This is a genomic window from Streptomyces sp. NPDC048506 (assembly GCF_040651315.1).
In the GTDB taxonomy this organism is placed as follows: Bacteria; Actinomycetota; Actinomycetes; order Streptomycetales; family Streptomycetaceae; genus Streptomyces.
Genome location: NZ_JBEZIX010000021.1, coordinates 125,992 through 143,050, shown reverse-complemented (window position 1 = coordinate 143,050; position 17,059 = coordinate 125,992). Strand labels below are relative to the sequence as shown.

20 protein-coding genes are annotated in these 17,059 nt (G+C 73.5%); 8 read left to right on the top strand and 12 right to left on the bottom strand.

Going from position 1 to position 17,059, the window contains the following annotated elements:
- Window positions 1–285: 285 nt before the first annotated feature.
- The gene (locus tag AB0C96_RS19280; RefSeq protein WP_362918852.1) at window positions 286–558 is read left to right on the top strand and encodes a hypothetical protein; all 273 of its coding nucleotides are present in this window, start codon (window positions 286–288) and stop codon (window positions 556–558) included.
- A complete protein-coding gene (locus AB0C96_RS19275; protein ID WP_362918851.1) occupies window positions 555–947 on the top strand; it encodes a PIN domain-containing protein in 393 nt (130 codons plus the stop codon). The genes AB0C96_RS19280 and AB0C96_RS19275 overlap by 4 nt, the downstream gene beginning before the upstream one ends.
- A 114-nt stretch (window positions 948–1,061) precedes the next feature.
- Here AB0C96_RS19275 and AB0C96_RS19270 read toward each other — a convergent pair whose 3' ends face one another.
- The 4 genes from AB0C96_RS19270 to AB0C96_RS19255 form a co-directional block, all read right to left on the bottom strand.
- Window positions 1,062–1,373 (bottom strand): hypothetical protein, encoded by a 312-nt coding sequence (locus AB0C96_RS19270; protein WP_362918850.1) that lies wholly within the window; start codon window positions 1,371–1,373, stop codon window positions 1,062–1,064.
- A gap of 147 nt (window positions 1,374–1,520) precedes the next feature.
- The gene (locus tag AB0C96_RS19265; protein ID WP_362918849.1) at window positions 1,521–2,294 is read right to left on the bottom strand and encodes a phosphatase PAP2 family protein; all 774 of its coding nucleotides are present in this window, start codon (window positions 2,292–2,294) and stop codon (window positions 1,521–1,523) included.
- Window positions 2,291–2,896: a phosphatase PAP2 family protein gene (locus AB0C96_RS19260; RefSeq protein ID WP_362918848.1), complete on the bottom strand. Its 606-nt coding sequence runs from the start codon at window positions 2,894–2,896 to the stop codon at window positions 2,291–2,293. The genes AB0C96_RS19265 and AB0C96_RS19260 overlap by 4 nt, the downstream gene beginning before the upstream one ends.
- A 70-nt stretch (window positions 2,897–2,966) precedes the next feature.
- A complete protein-coding gene (locus tag AB0C96_RS19255; protein WP_362918847.1) occupies window positions 2,967–3,683 on the bottom strand; it encodes a DedA family protein in 717 nt (238 codons plus the stop codon).
- A 114-nt stretch (window positions 3,684–3,797) separates the two neighbouring features.
- Between AB0C96_RS19255 and AB0C96_RS19250 the strand changes: the two genes are divergently transcribed.
- The gene (locus AB0C96_RS19250) at window positions 3,798–4,244 is read left to right on the top strand and encodes a BlaI/MecI/CopY family transcriptional regulator (RefSeq protein ID WP_362918846.1); all 447 of its coding nucleotides are present in this window, start codon (window positions 3,798–3,800) and stop codon (window positions 4,242–4,244) included.
- Window positions 4,241–5,200 carry a M56 family metallopeptidase gene (locus tag AB0C96_RS19245; protein WP_362918845.1) on the top strand — a complete coding sequence of 320 codons (960 nt, stop codon included), beginning with the start codon at window positions 4,241–4,243 and terminating at the stop codon, window positions 5,198–5,200. Before AB0C96_RS19250 ends, AB0C96_RS19245 begins: the two co-directional genes overlap by 4 nt.
- Window positions 5,201–5,432: 232 nt before the next feature.
- On the opposite strand, the gene AB0C96_RS19240 is transcribed toward AB0C96_RS19245, so the two are convergent.
- Window positions 5,433–6,992 (bottom strand): HAMP domain-containing sensor histidine kinase, encoded by a 1,560-nt coding sequence (locus AB0C96_RS19240; protein WP_362918844.1) that lies wholly within the window; start codon window positions 6,990–6,992, stop codon window positions 5,433–5,435.
- A gap of 1 nt (window position 6,993) precedes the next feature.
- A complete protein-coding gene (locus AB0C96_RS19235; protein WP_362918843.1) occupies window positions 6,994–7,788 on the bottom strand; it encodes a response regulator transcription factor in 795 nt (264 codons plus the stop codon).
- 234 nt (window positions 7,789–8,022) lie between these two features.
- Here AB0C96_RS19235 and AB0C96_RS19230 point away from each other — a divergent pair, with 234 nt between their 5' ends.
- From AB0C96_RS19230 to AB0C96_RS19215, 4 genes are all read left to right on the top strand, one after another.
- The gene (locus AB0C96_RS19230; protein ID WP_362918842.1) at window positions 8,023–9,255 is read left to right on the top strand and encodes a glycosyltransferase family 4 protein; all 1,233 of its coding nucleotides are present in this window, start codon (window positions 8,023–8,025) and stop codon (window positions 9,253–9,255) included.
- A gap of 349 nt (window positions 9,256–9,604) precedes the next feature.
- The gene (locus AB0C96_RS19225) at window positions 9,605–10,159 is read left to right on the top strand and encodes a GH25 family lysozyme (protein ID WP_362918841.1); all 555 of its coding nucleotides are present in this window, start codon (window positions 9,605–9,607) and stop codon (window positions 10,157–10,159) included.
- Window positions 10,160–10,312: 153 nt separating this feature from the next.
- Entirely contained in the window at window positions 10,313–11,143 is an 831-nt protein-coding gene (gene nadE, locus AB0C96_RS19220; protein WP_362918840.1) for an ammonia-dependent NAD(+) synthetase, read from the top strand.
- Window positions 11,144–11,359: 216 nt separating this feature from the next.
- Window positions 11,360–11,713 carry a hypothetical protein gene (locus AB0C96_RS19215; RefSeq protein WP_362918839.1) on the top strand — a complete coding sequence of 118 codons (354 nt, stop codon included), beginning with the start codon at window positions 11,360–11,362 and terminating at the stop codon, window positions 11,711–11,713.
- Window positions 11,714–11,792: 79 nt separating this feature from the next.
- Here AB0C96_RS19215 and AB0C96_RS19210 read toward each other — a convergent pair whose 3' ends face one another.
- The 6 genes from AB0C96_RS19210 to AB0C96_RS19185 all read right to left on the bottom strand — a co-directional run bounded on the left by AB0C96_RS19210 (window position 11,793) and on the right by AB0C96_RS19185 (window position 16,968).
- Window positions 11,793–12,638 carry a cytochrome c biogenesis CcdA family protein gene (locus tag AB0C96_RS19210; protein ID WP_362918838.1) on the bottom strand — a complete coding sequence of 282 codons (846 nt, stop codon included), beginning with the start codon at window positions 12,636–12,638 and terminating at the stop codon, window positions 11,793–11,795.
- Complete coding sequence (locus AB0C96_RS19205) at window positions 12,635–13,414, bottom strand: DsbA family protein (protein ID WP_362918837.1); 780 nt, start codon at window positions 13,412–13,414, stop codon at window positions 12,635–12,637. The genes AB0C96_RS19210 and AB0C96_RS19205 overlap by 4 nt, the downstream gene beginning before the upstream one ends.
- A 58-nt stretch (window positions 13,415–13,472) precedes the next feature.
- Entirely contained in the window at window positions 13,473–13,937 is a 465-nt protein-coding gene (locus tag AB0C96_RS19200; RefSeq protein WP_362918836.1) for a hypothetical protein, read from the bottom strand.
- A 107-nt stretch (window positions 13,938–14,044) separates the two neighbouring features.
- Window positions 14,045–14,596: an ATP-binding protein gene (locus tag AB0C96_RS19195; RefSeq protein ID WP_362918835.1), complete on the bottom strand. Its 552-nt coding sequence runs from the start codon at window positions 14,594–14,596 to the stop codon at window positions 14,045–14,047.
- A 264-nt stretch (window positions 14,597–14,860) separates the two neighbouring features.
- Entirely contained in the window at window positions 14,861–15,628 is a 768-nt protein-coding gene (locus tag AB0C96_RS19190; RefSeq protein WP_362918834.1) for an enoyl-CoA hydratase-related protein, read from the bottom strand.
- 122 nt (window positions 15,629–15,750) lie between these two features.
- Window positions 15,751–16,968 (bottom strand): Ig-like domain-containing protein, encoded by a 1,218-nt coding sequence (locus tag AB0C96_RS19185; RefSeq protein ID WP_362918857.1) that lies wholly within the window; start codon window positions 16,966–16,968, stop codon window positions 15,751–15,753.
- Window positions 16,969–17,059 lie beyond the last annotated feature (91 nt).

The window sequence follows — 17,059 nt, the reverse complement described above, 5'->3', positions numbered from 1 at the left end:
TCATCAAGACCATGAAGGACACCGGCGCCGACATGAGCGTCAAATACAAGGAGACCGCCCGCGGCGGCCTCGCCGTCAACATCATCGAATGCTGAGCTTGTAGGCCGGTTGTAGGCCCTGACCAGCGCATTTGCCTCTTTCGGCGCTGTCAGGGCCTGCCCTGCCCACGTGGCGGAACCGTCCCTGGAGACTCCCTGGGAACAGTCGCAAAAGTCCCTGAAGGGTCCCTGGGCCCGGGCGCGGAAGGCGCCCACCCAATAACAAGAGTTTTGTTAAAGTGGATCCATGGCCACCTCCTCCGCTCCCGGCGAAGGCCCCGTCCGTCCGGTGTCCGTCTCCCTCCACGAAGGCACCATCGCCGCCCTCAAAGCACGGACCGGCAAACGGGGCATGTCCGCCTACGTCGAAGCCCTCATCCAGCGCCAGCTGGAGCGGGACCGGCTGCGCGAACTCATCGAAGACGCCGAAGCCGAACACGGCCCGGTGGACCAGGTAGCGGTCGAGACCAAGCGAGCCATCCTGCGCGGTGACACGGCCGGCTCGGCGGACGCCGCGTGAGCGGCACGCTCGTCCTGGACTGCGAAGGCCTGTCCAAGCTCGTGCGGCGCACACCCGAACTCACCGAATGGCTCGCCGCGGCCGAAGCGGAGGACATCCGCGTCGTCACCAGCTCGGTGACGCTCGTCGAAGCCCGCGACCCCAGAACCAACCAGGCCCGCTTCGACCACGCCGTCTCCCGCGTGAACATCGTTCCCCCCGGCGAAGCCATCGCCCGCCACGCCAGCAAGCTCCTGGCCGCTGCCGGCCTGCACGGCCACACGTACGCCATCGACGCCATCGTGACCGCCACCGCACTCGCCTCGCCCGCCCCCGTGACCGTCCTGACGTCGGACCCCGAGGACCTCCTCATGCTGTGCGGACCCGGCGTCCGCATCGTCAAGGTCTGACTCCGCGAGGCCGCGTCTCGACGGAACGTGGGTATCCCTGCGTGGAAAGCGCGCCGCGCATGGCCCGCAACGCCGTCGGCCGTGGGGGGGGACCGACGGCTCCGCGGCGGGCGGCTACCTGCCGATCTCCCAGGCGAAGGGCGGGAGTTCACGGGCCCGGGAGTAGACCTCCAGGGCCTGGTTCGCGGGGACGAAGGGGTGGACGCGGGCGCCTTCGAGGCCGGCCAGGAGGCGGGCGCAGTGCTGGACACAGCCCGCGACCTCCCTGCCGTGGCGGTCGACGATGGTGGCGGCGTCGTGCGGTCCCTCGCACGGGGTGGGGTCCTTGGCCGCCGCGGCCGGGCAACGGCGGTGGAGGGCGGCAGACGGTGCCGGCTCCGGGCCGGCCGTCGGGGACGGGGTGGAAGCGTCGAGCGGCTGGTTCATGCGCAGTCTCCCCCTGGCGGTGCGGTGTTCGGGCCATGAGTCGTGCGCTGTCCGTGGCGGAATCGCTACGGTCCGGTGCACAGGACAGTGCTGCTCGGTGCGGGCGGCGTCCATGCCCCCTTGGTGAAGACCTGATCCGATCGTCAGCTATTCATGGGAATGTCCGCCCGTAGGGGGTGCCCGGCGGGGGTCCGGGCGAAGGTCAGGGCGGGGGACGGCGTACGGCTCCAGCAGCAGCGCCAGGGCGAGCAGGGCGGTGGCCAGCAGCCAGCCGGCGAGCACGTCGCCGGGCCAGTGGACGCCCAGGTAGACGCGGGTGAGGCCGACACCGACCGCCCAGAGCGCGAGCACCGCCCAGCAGGTGCGGGCCACGGCGGGGCGGGCGCGACGGGCGATGCCCCAGGCGAGGATGCCGGCCGCCAGCGCCGAGGTGGTGGTGTGGCCGGAGGGGAAGGAGCAGCCGGAGGCGTGGCCGACCCAGTCGGCGACCGGTGGGCGGGGGCGGGCGACCAGCACCATCAGGCCGTAGCGGATCGCCTGGCCCGTGGCGAGAACGGCCACCGCGCAGAGCACCGCGCGCAGCCGACCGGGGGCGCCGCGACCGGCCAGCAGACCGGCGAGCACCGCCATCAGGTACGGGACGACACCGGTCCCGGTGGCCGTGAGCGCGCGGGCCAGTGACAGCAAGGGCTCCCCGCGGTGTGCCACGGACCAGTGGTGGGCGGCCCGTTCGGGGGCCAGCGGGACACCGTGCCGCACGGAGACGGTGATGGCCAGCGCGGCGAACAGCGCGGCGCAGACCGCGGCGAGGACGAGCAGCGGGCCGGCGGCGCGGCGCGAGCCGGCCGGTGCGGACCGCCGGTCGGCCGCCGGCCGCGGTTCCGGCCCCGTCGCGCCGGGCTCCTCCCCCGACACCGTCACCGCGCGGCCACCAGGGGGCGCAGCCAGCCGCCGCGGATCCGGTCGACGAGAGGGGCCGCGCGGCCGGCGAGCGGAGTGAGCCACCAGGCGACGAGCGCGCCGACGACCAGGCCGACCGCCACGTCGTGTGGGTAGTGCACGCCGATCCAGACGCGTGAGGCGCCCATCAGGAGCGCGGCGGGGACGGCGATCCGACCGAGCTGGCGGTCGCACAGGAACAGGGCGACCGCGGCGGCCGCGGCGATCGCGGAGTGGTTGCTGGGGAACGACCAGTCCCCGGGCCCCGGGCAGGCCTCGACGGTGACGGTGTGCAGCGTCAGGCAGGGCCGCTGCTCGTCGAAGACGCTCTTGACCAGGTCGTCGAGGACGAAGGCGGCGACCACGACGACGGGGGCGGCCAGCGCCCGCGCCACCGCGGCGGAGTCGCCGTGCCGGGCCCGCCACCAGCCGAGCAGCATCAGCCCGGCGAAGAGGGCGAGGCCGTAGTCGCTCCAGGACGCGATGAGCAGGTTCACGCCGTGCGGGGTGTGGCGGGCGAGGTCGGTGAGGAAGGCGTATGCGCCGCCGTCCATCGAGGCTCCGCCGAAGGCGAGAGGGTTCACGGGTGCTCCTTGGCGGCCGGCCGGGTGCCGCGCCGCTGCCGGTGGGGGTGTGGTGGTACGGGTGCGGGCATCACGTGCCGGGTGGCGTGGTGGCGTCGACGTGCTCCGTTCCCGCCGCCGGGCGCCGGCGGGAGCGGAGCAGTTCGACGCCGAGCGGGGTCAGCGAGACCAGGACCACGAGTGCGACCGTCGGCAGCAGGTAGCGGTCGACGTTGGGTACCGAGGCGCCCAGGCCGTAGCCGGCGAGGGTGAGGCCGAGGGTCCAGAGCAGGCCGCCGGTGATCTGCCAGCGGGTGAAGGTCCGGGCGGGCACGTTCAGGGCGCCGGCAAGCGGGTTGAGGACGGTGCGCACGACGGGGACGAAGCGGGCGAGCACGATGGCCTTGGCGTGGCCGTAGCGGGTCAGGTACTCCTCGGCGCGGGCGGCGCCCTCGTGCAGCTTCCGGGCGCGGCTGCGGGCCAACAGGCTGCGGCCGCCGCGCCGGCCGATCCAGTAGCCGGTCTGGGACCCGGCGAGCGTGCCGACCGCGGCGGCGATGAGGACCTGCCCCAGCGCCAGGTGCACGGCGCCGCCGGCGCCCGGGGCGCACAGCAGTCCGGCGGTGAACAGCAGGGAGTCGCCGGGCAGGAAGAAGCCGACCAACAGCCCGGTCTCGGCGAACAGCACGACGGCGACGCCCAGGGCGCCGAAGGCGGCCAGCAGCGAGCCGGCGTCGAGCACGTCGATGGCCTGGGCGAGACCGGGCACGTGCCCCGTCACCTGCGTCGATGCGACGGCTACGACCATGTCGGTGGGCCCTCCCATAATGGGTTGCGGGCCTGCCGGACGGCCGACCCGACCGACTACAGTCGAGTAGACGGTCTACGGAACTGTAGACGACGATCGGATGAAGGGCGTTCCATGTCGGAGACCTCACCCATGCAGCGGCGCCCCTCCGGCGAGTTGGAGGCGAGCGTGCTCGCGGCGCTCTGGGCGGCCGACGCACCGCTGAGCCCCGCCGAGGTGCAGAGCGCGCTGGGCGGCCGACTGGCCCGCACGACCGTCACCACGATCCTGTCCCGGCTGCACGACAAGGGCGCGGTCTCCCGCTCCAGAGCCGGCCGCGGCTTCGCGTACTCCCCGATACAGGACTCGGCGGGGCTGACCGCCCGGCGGATGCGCAGCGAGCTCGACAAGCAGGACGACCGCGGCACCGCCCTGGCCCGTTTCGTCTCCCAGCTCACCGACGAGGACGAGCAGTTGCTGCGCTCCCTCCTGGACGGAGCGGAGGACGGCGCCCCGGGCGCGCCGGGGACGCACGGGACGCCGGGGACCGGCCCACGGTCCGGTCCGGGAGCCGCTCCGTGATCGTCGCCGTCTGGATCCCGTTGCTGGTGCCGCTGCTCGCGGTGCCGGCCGCGCGCCGGCTGGCGGAGTCGCTGCCGCCCCGCGCCGCGGCCTGGCTGCTGACCGGCTGCGCCGCCCTCCTCGCCGGCTGCACGACGGCGGCGCTCGGCCTGCTGCTGACCGCCGGGGCGCTGCGGTTGCCCCCCGTCGCCGCGCTGGGCCACCTCTCCCTGCCGCTGCTCGGCGGTGATCCGGCCGTCGCCGTCACCGCGGCGTGCGTGGCCGGCGGCCTGCTCGTCGGCTGTGCCACGGCCGTCGTCCGGAGTGCCGGCCGGCACCGCGCCGAACTGCGCACCGCCCGGAGCGACGCCGACGGGCACCCGGCCTCCGGCGACCTCGTCGTCCTGCCCGACTCCGCCCCGGACGCGTACGCCCTGCCGGGCCGCCCGGGCCGGGTGGTGGTCACGGCGGGGATGCTGCGGGCGCTGCCGCCGGCCGAGCGGGAGGCGCTGTTCGCCCATGAACGGGCCCATCTCACCGGCCGGCACCACCTCTTCCTGCTCACGGTCGCGCTGGCCTCGGCCTGCCATCCGCTGCTCCGCGCGCTGCGCGCTCCGCTGGCGTACGCCCTGGAGCGCTGGGCCGACGAGGTCGCGGCGTCCCAGGTGGGCGACCGCCGGGTCACCGCCCGCGCCATCGGCCGCGCCGCGCTGGCCGCCCGGCCGCACGCCCCGGCGCCGTCCCGCCCCCGCAGCGTCCTCGCCGCGACGGCGGGCCCGGTGCCCCGTCGGGTCGCCGCCCTGCTGTCCACCGACCGGACGGCCGACCACTCCGCGGTGCGGACCGGCTTCCGCGGCCGCCATCTGATCGCCGCGGCCCTGCTCGGCTGCATCGCCTTCTCCGCGGCCAGCGCCCTGGACGCCGCGGCGGACCTGCACGAAACGGTGGAGGTGGCGCAGGGGGAGGCGGGGCGTTAGGGGGCTCCCCGAGGCGCTCCTCGGGGTTGGGCGAACACATCCCGTAGGGGACGGGCGGGCCCCTTGCGGGCCACAACGCGGCGGGCGGGGCGGTATTTCCGAGGGCGGAGGGCGAAACTTCCGAGGGAATCCGAGGGAGCCGGAAGGAATCCGAGGGAGCCGGAAGGAATCCGGAGGAGTCGGAGGAGCGGCCCAGTGCCGCCTGGCCCGAGCCCTCTCGCCCGAGCCCGCCTCAACCGCCCGTGCCGGTCCCCGCTCCGGTACCCGTGCCGGCCTCCCTGCCGGCTCCCGCGCCCTTCCCCCTGCCCACCGTGAAGCCCAGGGTGGCGCCGCCGCCCGGGCGAGGGGCGGCGAAGGCGTGACCGCCGTGGGCGGTGGCGATCTCCCGGACGATGGCCAGGCCGAGGCCGGAGCCGGGCAGGCCGCGGGCGGCCGGCGCCCGGTAGAAGCGGTCGAAGACCCGGGTGAGGTCGGCCTCCGCGATACCGGGGCCGCGGTCGAGGACCTCGATGCGCGCGCCGGTGACCACGACCTCGATCGGCTCCGTCCCACCGGCGTCGAACTTGGCGGCGTTCTCCAGCAGGTTGGTCAGCGCCCGGTTCAGCGCCGCGGGCCGCCCCTCGACCACGGCCGGCCGGACGGTGCGGACGGCGATCTCGCGGCCGGTGCGGCGGCGCGCCGAAGCGGCCGCCTTCTCCGCGACCTCGGCCAGGTCCACCTCGGCCAGCGGGTCGTCGCCCTGTCCGGCGGCCAGCGCGACCAGCTCGTTGACCAGGTCGCTGAGCTCCCGTGCCTCGCCCGTCAGATCGGCGAGCAGTTCCTCGCGGGCCTCCGGCGGAAGGTCGTCGAACCGCTTGAGCAGCGAGATGTTCGTCCGGAGCGAGGTGAGCGGGGTGCGCAGCTCGTGGCCGGCGTCCTGGACGAGGCGCTGCTGGTCCTGGACGGCGCTGGCCAGCCGCCCGAGCATGTCGTCGAAGGCCCGCCCGAGGCGGGCGACCTCGTCGCGGCCGGCCACCGGGACCGGGACGTCCAACCGGCCGTGCTCCGCCACGTTCTCGGCGACCGAGGTCAGCCGGACCAGCCGGCCGGTGATCCGGCGCGCCAGCCACCAGCCGCCCGCTCCGGCCAGCGCGATCACCGCGGCGGCCAGCAGCGCGGTGCGCTGTTGGAGCGCGGAGAGCAGGTCCTCGGTCTCGCTGAACCGCTGCGCGACCTGGACCGCGCCGCGCCCGCCGCCCAGCGCGACCGTGGCGACGTGGTACTCCCCGTCGCCGATGTCCGCCTCCCGCTCCGCGAGCCGGCCGGCCTGCGCGTCGGTGGCGATCCGGCGCTCGGTGGCGCCGACCGGCAGGGCCGGGCGGCCCAGCTCGACGATCCGGCCCCCGGCGCCCAGGATCTGCACGTCGGTACGGGTGGGCCGGGTCAGGTCGTCGCGCGGCCCGTCGTGGTCGGGGTCGGAGCTCGCGTAGTCGCCGGGCCTGAACGGCTGCTCCTGGACCTGGGTCCGCAGGTCGCGCACGACCTCGGAGAACACCGACTTCTCGTCCACCCGTACCAGCCGGGCGGCGGCGTCGTAGCTGAGGAAGCCGACGAGCACGGTCACCGCCGCGGCTCCGACGGCGAAGGCCACCGCGAAGGCGGTGCGCAGACTGGCCGGTCTCCGGGTGCGCAGCCAGGCCGCCCGGCCCCCGCGCCGACAGGAGCGCAGCCACGAACGCATCCGGGCGCGCAGCGGGCGGCCACGGCGGGCGCGGGGCCCGGTGGGTCCGTCGCCGTTGCGGGGCCCGGGCATCTCAGTCCTCCCGCAGGACGTAGCCGACGCCGCGCACCGTGTGGATCAGCGGGCGGCTGCCGGGGACGTCGACCTTGCGGCGCAGGTAGCCGACGTAGACCGCGAGGTTCTTGGAGCCCGGGCCGAAGTCGTACCCCCAGATCCGGTCGTAGATCGTCGAGTGGTCGAGGACGATCCCGGCGTTCCGGGCGAGCAGCAGCAGGAGTTCGAACTCGGTGCGGGTGAGCTCCAGCTCGCGCTCACCGCGCCAGGCACGGCGGGAGAGGCCGTCGATCCGCAGGTCCGCGGCCTCGACGAGGCTGCTGTCCGCCAGTCGGGCCTCGAACCCAGCGCCGTACTCCCCGCCGCCGCCTCCCTCGGCGCCGGTGTCACCGCCTCCGGTGTCACCGCCTCCGGTGTCACCGCCTCCGATTCCGCCGTCCGCGGGCGCCGTCGTCCGGCGCAGCAGCGCCCGCAGCCGGGCGAAGACCTCCTCGACGTCGAACGGCTTGACCACGTAGTCGTCCGCCCCGGCGTCCAGCCCGGCGATCCGGTCGGCCGTCTCGACCCGTGCGGTCAGCATCAGGATCGGGGTGCGGTCCTGCTCGGCCCGCAGCACCTGGCACACCTGGAGCCCGTCGATGCCCGGCATCATCACGTCCAGCAGGATCACGTCCGGCCGCTCGCGGTGGGCGGCGGCGAGCGCCTGGATGCCGTCGGCGACGGCGGTGACCCGGTACCCCTCCAGGGTCAGGGCGCGCTCCAGCGCGGTGCGGATGGGACGGTCGTCCTCGGCGAGCAGTACGGCATAGGTCACCCGGCAAGTCTGCCAAGGCCACCGCGGTGCGGCGGGGGGTGGACGGTCCGGCGGCGGCTTTCTTACCCGGCTCTCACCGAGGGTTCTTACCTCGCTCTCACCCCGGCCACGCCCTCGGCTTACCCCGTGCCGACACGGTGGCGCGGTGCCGGACGGGCCGGTCGCGGCGCCCCGTCCGCGGCAGCGGTCCCAGCCGGTCGCTTCGACTGGGCACTCGGGAAGACGCGACACCGTATGAAGATCACCCTCCTGCTGCACAACGCCTACGCCATCGGCGGCACCATCCGCACGACCTTCAACCTCGCCGCGGCGCTCGCCGACCGGCACGAGGTCGAGATCGTCTCGATGATGCGGCACCGCGAGGTCCCGCGGTTCACGGTGGACCCCAGGGTGCGGTTGGTACCGCTGGTGGACACCCGGGTCGGCAGCGAGGACATGGCGGATCCGCGGTTCGGCGAGCCCGCCCGGGACTTCCCGCTCACCGAGAAGCGGCACCACCAGTACAACCGGCTGATCGACGTCCGGGCCGCGGAGTTCCTGCGCACCACCGACGCCGACGTGCTGATCGGCACCCGGCCCGGCATCAACGTCTACCTGGCCCGCTTCGGCCCCCGCCGGGCCCTGCGGATCGCCCAGGAGCACCTCCGCCACGATGCGCACGGCAAGCAGCTGCGGGCCGAACTCGCCCGCTACTACCGGACGTTGGACGCCCTGGTCACCACCACCGAGGCGGACGCCGCGGTCTACCGCAGACGGATGCCGCTGCCCGGCGTACGGGTCCTGGCGGTGCCGAACATCGTGCCCGCACCGGCCGGCCCGCCTTCCCCGGGCACCGCGAAGGTGATCTCCGCGGCCGGCCGGCTGGTCCGCGGCAAGCGCTTCGACCTGCTGATCGAGGCGTTCTCCGCGGTCACCGTCAAGCACCCCGACTGGCGGCTGCGGATACACGGCGGCGGCGCCGAACGGGAGCGGCTCCAGGGGTTGATCGACGGGCTGGGGCTGAGCGGGCGGGCGGAGCTGACCGGGCCGCGCTCACCGATCGAGGCGGAGTTCGTCAAGGCGTCGATCGTGGCGTCGGCCTCGGACGCCGAGTCGTTCGGCATGACCCTCGTCGAGGCGATGCGCTGCGGGGTGCCGGTCGTCAGCACCGACTGCCCGCTCGGCCCGGCCGAGATCATCGAGGACGGCGTGGACGGGCTGCTGGTGCCGGCCGGCGACGGCCGGGCGCTGGCCGCCGGTCTGCTCGACCTCATCGAGGACCCCGAGCGCCGCCGGACGATGGCCGAGGCCGCGGTGGCGAGCGCCCGCCGCTACGACCCGGAGCCGATCGCCGAGCGCTACGACCTCCTCTTCCGGGAACTGCGGTCGACGCGGACGAGCCGGGCCTGGCGGCGCACCGCGGGCCGGACCCGGGCCCGCGCACGGGCCCTCGCACGGGGCCTCGCGCGCCGGGCGCTGCGGCGCTAGGGGCACCTGGCGAACACCCCAACGAACACCTCGGCGAACACCCGCGGCGCCCCAGGAACGGCGGGGCCGGTCCGGTCCGCGAGACCGGACCCGCCTTCGGTCGAACGTCTGACTATTCCTCACCATGCCTGCGGAGCAAGGAACTTCCCGGCATCGATCTGGCGTCTCTGGTAGCGAACATGCTGAACTGCTGGAACGCACCGGAACGAAACCGCTCCACACGGGGCGCCCGCACGGTACGGAACGCCGAGGGAACACGCCGGGCGCCTCGGAACACCTTGCAACGCAATTGACAGTTCGAGCAGTTGACGCTTCGAATCCGCAGGTCCGACCGAGCAGGAGGCCGTTCATGCTGCACGGTGTCGATGTCAGCTCCTACAACACCTCGTATTCCACCGAAGGGCTGGACTTCGTTTTCGTCAAGGCCACCGAAGGCCGCTCCTACATCAATCCGCACCAGAACGCGCAGGCGGCGAAGGCCCGTAAAGCCGGCTGCGTGGTCGGTTTCTACCACTTTCTGTGGCCGGGGAATATCGCCGCGCAGGCACGGTATTTCGTCGAGAAGTGCGCATCGGTCCAGGGCGACATCCTGGCCTGCGACTGGGAGCGCACCGGCGACGGGACGTACGCCAGCAATGCGCAGAAGGACCAGTTCCTGGTCGAGGTGAAGAAGCTGCGCCCCACGCACCGGGTGATGCTCTACTGCAACCGCGATTTCTGGCTCAACCACGACACCACGTCCTACGCCGCGGACGGCCTGTGGATCGCCGACTACGTCACCGCCGGACATCCGCGGATCAAGGCGAAGTGGCGCATCCACCAGTACACCGACCAGCCGCTGGACAAGGACGTCGCGGACTTCTCCAACAAGGCCGCCCTCAAGAAATGGGCGCACCCGGCATAAGGTTTCCCCCGGCACGCGTCCTCGCGCCTCCGGGAACCGCGCGTACGGCTGGTCCGCACACCGCGTACGCGCCCCGGGAACAGCGCGTGACGCCTGCCGGTCCGTACCGCCGTCCGCACCGCCCCACGCGGCGAGAGAACACAAGGAGAAGCCGTGACCGACCCGGCGTCCAAGGCCCTGCAACAGGAGATCGCCCGGGATCTCCAGGTGACCGCGTCCTTCGACGCCGAGCAGGAGATCGAGCGCCGGGTGGCGTTCCTCACAGACCGGCTGACCTCCACCGGCCTGCGCTCGCTGGTCCTGGGGATCAGCGGCGGGGTCGACTCCACGACCACCGGCCGGCTCTGCCAGCTGGCCGTGGAGCGGGTCCGGGCCGCCGGCCACGAGGCGACGTTCTACGCGATGCGGCTGCCGTACGGCGTCCAGGCGGACGAGAAGGACGCCCGGCGGGCACTGGAGTTCATCCGGGCCGACCGTGAGCTGACCGTCGACGTCCGCCCGGCGAGCGATGCGGCGCTCTCGGCCGCGGTGGACGGCGGGCTCACCTTCCGCGACGCCCACCACCAGGACTTCGTCCACGGCAACATCAAGGCGCGGCAGCGCATGATCGCGCAGTACGCGGTCGCGGGTGCCCAGGACGGCCTGGTCGTGGGCACCGACCACGCGGCCGAGGCGGTCTCCGGCTTCTTCACCAAGTTCGGTGACGGTGCGGCCGACGTCGTGCCGCTCACCGGGCTCACCAAGCGCCGGGTGCGGGCCGTGGCCGCGGCGCTCGGCGCCCCGAAGGAGCTGGTCACGAAGGTGCCGACGGCCGACCTGGAGACCCTCGACCCGGGCAAGCCCGACGAGGACGCGCTCGGGGTGACCTACGACCAGATCGACGACTTCCTGGAGGGCGAGCCGGTCGACCCGGCCGCCTTCGAGGCCATCGTCCGCCGCTACCGGCTCACCGAGCACAAGCGGGCCCTGCCGATCGCACCGTGACCGGGGACGGGGCGCTCCCCGGCCCCGGACGGTCCGTCCGGTCATGGAGCGCCCCGGTCCGTCGGCCCCCGGCACCTGCTTGTCATGGTCCAGTAAGGGGACCGTCATCGAACCGGTGCGCAATCGTGCGCGTGAGCGGGCATGCATCTGCCCATGGGTAGCCGCGAAGCTCGATCGGAAGATCAACTGTCAGTGGGTCCCCCTACGCTCCACGACATGGGTGACCCACAGCTGCGCGAACTCCGGTCCGCGCTGACCACCGCCTCCGACCTTGCCACCGCCCTGACGTCCGCACCGACCCGGCAGGGCGCGGACCAGCTCGTCGACGTGCTGCGCCAGGCGCTGACCGCCGCCAGCTCGCTGGGGGCGGAGACCGGCCCGACCGGCTGCGCGCTCCATCCGCACGGCGCGGTCGACCCGCTCCACGGCGACCCGGAGGACCCCCTCCCGCCGGGCTACGGCAAGTGCCTGCTCTGCAACGACCGCCGGCGCCGGGCCGACGCCCACCATCCGCACGTCCGGCCGCACGCCCGACCGCATCCGCGCTGGCGGCGCCGGCTCAACGCCTGACGGGCCGGTCGGCGGCACCGCGCGGACGCCCCCTGAAGCCACGGAGATCGGGAAGCCCCGTGGCTGGGCGGGGCGGTTTCTAGAGGTCCTTCCCGCCCTTCGGGCGCCGTTCCGGCCGTAGCGCGACCCTGCCCAGCACCCCCGCGACGACCAGCGCGGCCACCGCGATCAGCACGGTGTCCGGAATGGCGCTGCCAACGTGGGCCACCCACTCCTCGACCCGGGTCTCGCGGTCCGCGTCGAGGATGCCGGGCAGCGCGCTGGTGCCGTTGAAGCGCAGGAAGAGCACGCCGATGCCGAGGAAGAACAGCCCGGACAGCAGCGAGGTGGTGTGCAGCCGCAGCGGGCCGAGGGTGAGTTCCCGGCCGCGCAGCCAGCCCCGGGTGCCGAGCCGGAAGCGGTCCCACAGCAGCGCGAGGACGAACAGCGGCAGCGCCATGCCCAGCGCGTACACGGCGAGCATCGAGGCCCCGTGGACGGGATTGCCGCTGACCGCCGTCACCGTCAGCACCGCGCCGAGGATCGGTCCCGCGCAGAAGCCGGCCAGCCCGTAGACGCAGCCGAGGAGGAACGTGGAGACGGCCGAGCGCGGGGTGATCCTGGCCGCTGCCGCCTGGGCGCGGCGGGAGGCGAAGCCGAGGCCCAGGATCTGTGCCAGACCCATCGCGATGACGACCCAGCCGCCGACGGTGATCAGCAGGTCGCGGTGGCCGTTGAACAGCCGGCTGGCCGCCGTACTGGCCACGCCGAGCGGCACCAGGGTGGTGGCCAGCCCCAGGTAGAACACCCCGGTGCGGGCCAGCAGTCGGCCCGGACTGGCGAGGGAGTAGGCGAAGAACGCCGGCAACAGCAGTGCGCTGCACGGGCTGACCAGGGCGAGCGCGCCGCCCAGGAACGCCGCGAGGTAGCCGATGTCGGTGGTCACTTGCCGGCCCCCGCGCCCTTCGCCCGCGCCTGGGCCGCGGCGTCGTCGATGGCCTGCGCGAAGACCGCGGTGGGCTGCGCCCCGGCCACCGGACGGCCGTTGACCAGGAAGGACGGCGTGGACTGCACACCGAGCCGGTAGCCCTCGTCCTGGTCCTTCTTCAGCGCCCGCTCGGCGTCCGCGCTCTTCAGGTCCGTGCGGAACTTCTCGATGTCCGGCACGCCGCCGGCCCGGGCCAGCTCGACGAGCTTGTCCTCGGCCAGCGCGTCGCCCTTGCGGGTCTTGGCGTAGAGCTCCTCGTGCAGCTGCCAGAACCGGCCCTGCCGACCGGCGGCCCAGGAGGCGCGGGCGGCCCGCTCGGAGTCGGCGCCGAAGACCGGGAAGTTGCGGAACTCGATGCGCAGGGTGCCCGCGTCGACGTACTTCTTGATCAGCTCGGGCTGGGTCTCACGGGTGAAGCGCCCGCAGAACGAGCACTGGTAGTCGGCGTACTCGACGAGCACCACCGGGGCGTCCTTCTTGCCGACGGCGAGCGGGTCACCGTCCTGGCGCCGACTGGTCTGCCGGGCGATGGCGTCGAACGCCTTCTGCTGGGCGGCGTCCTCCTGCGGCGCGGCGGAGCCGGCGGCCTCGGGCGCGCCGGTGTCACGGCCGGTGTCGCGGCCGCCCTCGACGGCCTTGCCGACGGCGATGCCGAGGGCGATCACGGCCACGACGAGGGCGATGACCGCGCCGACGGCGGCCAGTTTGCGGGTGGGAGAAGCGGAGGTGGGCATGCGGAAGCTCCAGACGTACGAAAGGGAGGGGTCGGGCCGGGTGCGTCGGGGCAGCGGCCTACATCCGCAGTACGGACAGGAGCGTGGGGTGGTCGGTGTGGTGCCCGCCGCGGGTGGGGGGTCGGGCGAGCGCGTGCTGGGCGGGCAGGTCGGCGGCGAGCGGGCCCGGACCGGTGGTCGCGGGGGCCAGGTGCTCGGCGCGGTGCGGGGCGGGCGGCGGGGCGGACTCGTCGGGTCCGGGTCCGTTCCGGTCCGAGCACCGCTTGGGCGCGTGCGCCTCGGCGACCGGGGCGGCGGTGGCGAGCCGCGGGGCGGCCTGCTCGGCGTCCCCGCTCGCCGGGCCCACCGTGCTCCGTCCGTTCTCGGCGTCCTGCGTCCCCGTCGCCGTCCCCGTCGCCGCGGACGGCGCCGCGGACGTCGCCGCCCAGGCGTGGTCGCCCCCGGTACGGCACAGCAGCGGTCCGAAGGCGACGGCGAGGAGGAGCAGCAGCGTCAACGCGGCCGATCGGCGCACGTGGTGCATGGCCCTCCTCTCCGTCTCCGCCGCGAGCATGAACAACCCATCCTACGGATCATCGCCGCGGGAACGGCGCGCCCGCCGGCGTACGGGGACGGTGCGCGCTGCGGACGTCAGCGGTCGGCGACCCGCATCTCGATCCAGGTCGTCTTGCCGCGGGGCAGCAGATCCACGCCCCAGCGGTCGGAGAGCGTGTCGACGAGGAAGAGGCCCCGACCGCTGGTGTCCATTTCCTGGACGGGCATGAGACAGGGCAGGCCGCGAGACGGGTCGCGCACCTCGATCCGGATCCAGCCACGGCGGCGGAGCATCCGCAGCCCGAAGGTCCGAGCGCCGGTGTGGCGTACGGCGTTGCCGACGAGCTCGGAGACGAGCAGTACGGCGTGCTCGGCGAGCTGCGGCGTCAGGGACCACTGCTTCAGGAGCACCGAGGCGGTCAGCCGGCGGGCGATGCCGGCGGACTGGGGACGGGAGGGCAGCCGGACCTCGCCGAGGGTCGGGTCGCCGACCAGGTCGAGTGCCGCGGACACCGGGCCGCAGGGCGCCAGGGACGGTCTCCGGTCCGCATCGGGGAGGTCACCGTGGATGCCCCACCGCGCGGCGGCCGGATCGCTCCGCGGCCGCGGCTGCTCCATTCCTTCGAGGCCCGCCATGCCCCCCATCATGGCTGCTACTTGCCGGTCACGGGGGCGGAACCGGCGGAATCCGTTGCCCGGAATCGCCGGTTCCGAACCCCCCGCACGACATATGCCACCGACATTTAAGGTTCCGGGAGGACGGCGCTGACCTGCGACGACACCTGCCGTGTGAATGGCCGACCCGGGGTGTCAACAAGGCTGCCTTAAGGCGCAGTTAAGTATTGCGCAATTCGCCCGCACGAGGCATCGGGTCCCGGCCAAACCTCAGACACCCCGGCAACCCCAGCCGTCTCAGCGGAACTTGGCCTTCCCCGGGCCCTCCTCGACGAAGCTGCGCATGCCGATCTCCCGGTCCTCGGTCGCGAACAGCCCCGCGAACCAGTTGCGTTCGACCGTCAGCCCGGTGTCGATGTCGGTCTCCAGCCCGGCGTCGACGGACTCCTTCGCGGCGCGCAGGGCGAGCGCGGGGCCGGAGGCCAGCCGGGCCGCCCAGGCGTGCGCCTGCTCGTAGACCTCGGCGGCCGGGACCACCCGGTCCACCAGGCCGATGGCGAGCGCCTCTTCGGCCTTCACATGACGGCCGGTGAAGATCAGGTCCTTGGCCTTGGAGGGGCCCACCAGGCGCGCCAGCCGCTGGGTGCCACCGGCGCCCGGGATCAGACCCAGCAGGATCTCCGGCTGGCCGAGCTTGGCGTTGTCGGCCGCGATCCGGAAGTCGGCGCAGAGCGCCAACTCGCAGCCACCGCCGAGCGCATAGCCGGTGACCGCGGCCACCACGGGCTTGGGGATCCGGGCGACGGCGGTGAACGAGTCCTGGAGTGCCTTGGCGCGCACGACCATGGCCGCGTGGTCCATGGCCTGCATTTCCTTGATGTCCGCGCCGGCCGCGAAGACCTTCTCGCCGCCCCAGACGACGACGGCGCGCACGTCGTCGCGGCGGGTGATCTCCTCGGCCAGCTCGCGCAGCCGGTCCTGGGTGGCGATGTCCAGCGCGTTCATCGGCGGGCGGTCCAGGCGGATGGTGCCGACGCCGTCGGCGACCTCAAGATGCACAGTCATGCCGGAAGGTTAGTACGCGTTAACGGCGGTGGGCCCGGTGCGCTGTGTCACAGTGCACCGGGCCCACCCGTTTTCCGGCCGTCCGGCGGCGCCTGACGGGTCACCTCTTGAGAGTTGTCCCGCTAGCGCGCGGCCTTCCACTGCGCCCAGGACAGGTTCCAGTCGCTGAACCCGTTGTCGGGCTGGATCGTTTCGTCGTGCGAGTTCTTGACGATCACCACATCGCCGACGATCGAGTTCCGGAAGAACCACGCCGCCGGGGTGGAGCCGTCACCGCCGCCGCGCTGGTCGAACAGCCCCACGCAGCCGTGGCTGGCGTTGCGCGTGCCGAAGGTCGACCGGCCCGACCAGTAGTTGCCGTGGATGAACGTGCCGGACGCGCTCAGCCGCATCGCATGGGGGACGTCCTTGATGTCGTACTCGCCGCCGAAGCCGACCGTGTCCCCGTTCATCCGCGTCACGAGGTGCTTCTCGCTGATGACCATGGTGCCGTTGTACGTCTCGGTGCCCGGCGCGCCGGAGGTGATCGGGATGGTCTTGATCTTCTTGCCGTCGCGGACCACCGTCATCTGCTTGGACCGGGCGTCGACCGTGCTCACCTGGCTGCGGCCGACGGTGAACGACACCTCCTTGGCCTGGGTCCCGTAGACGCCCGGCCGGCCCTCCACACCGTCGAGGTCGAGCTTCAGGGTGACCTTGGTGCCGGGTGCCCAGTACTTCTCGGGGCGGAAGTCGAGGCGGTCGTTGCCGAACCAGTGGCCCTCGACCGGGACCCGGGGCTCGGCGCTGACCTTGATGGCGTCCTCGACGGCCTTGGGGTCCGTGATGCCGCGGGTGAAGTGGATCGAGACCGGCATCCCGACGCCGACCTGCTGGCCGTTCTCGGGGCCGTACACCCCGATGAAGGTGTTCTTGGGGACGAGCGTGGTGAAGGCGGAGTGCTCGGCCGCCTCCCGGCCGCGGCCGTCCACCGCGATGGCGTCGACGGTGTACTTGGTCGAGGCGCCCAGATGGCCGCGCGGCCGCCACACGGCGCCGTCGCCGGATATCTTCCCGTCGACCTCGTTGCCCTTGCCGTCCTTGACCTTGACGGACGTGAGCCGGCCCTGGCGGGCGGTCACCTTCAGCGCGCCGCTGGTGGCGACGCCGTCCGCGCCGTCCTTGGGCGCGATCACCACCGCGGCCTGGGAGGCGGCCTTGTCGCCGCCCGTCGTGCCGGACGACTTCCGGCCGTCGCCGTCATCGCCACCGCACGCGCTGACCAGCAGCAGCACGGCGCCGAGCAGCAGCGCGAGCGGACCGTTGCTCCGGTGCGGCCATCGATGCCGGCGAGCCGACACCCCCGGATTCGGCTGGACGTTCACGACTGGCCCCTTTCCCCCTCGCACGGCCCGCGGACCCCCGCACGCCGCTGCGAACAGCCGCGCACGT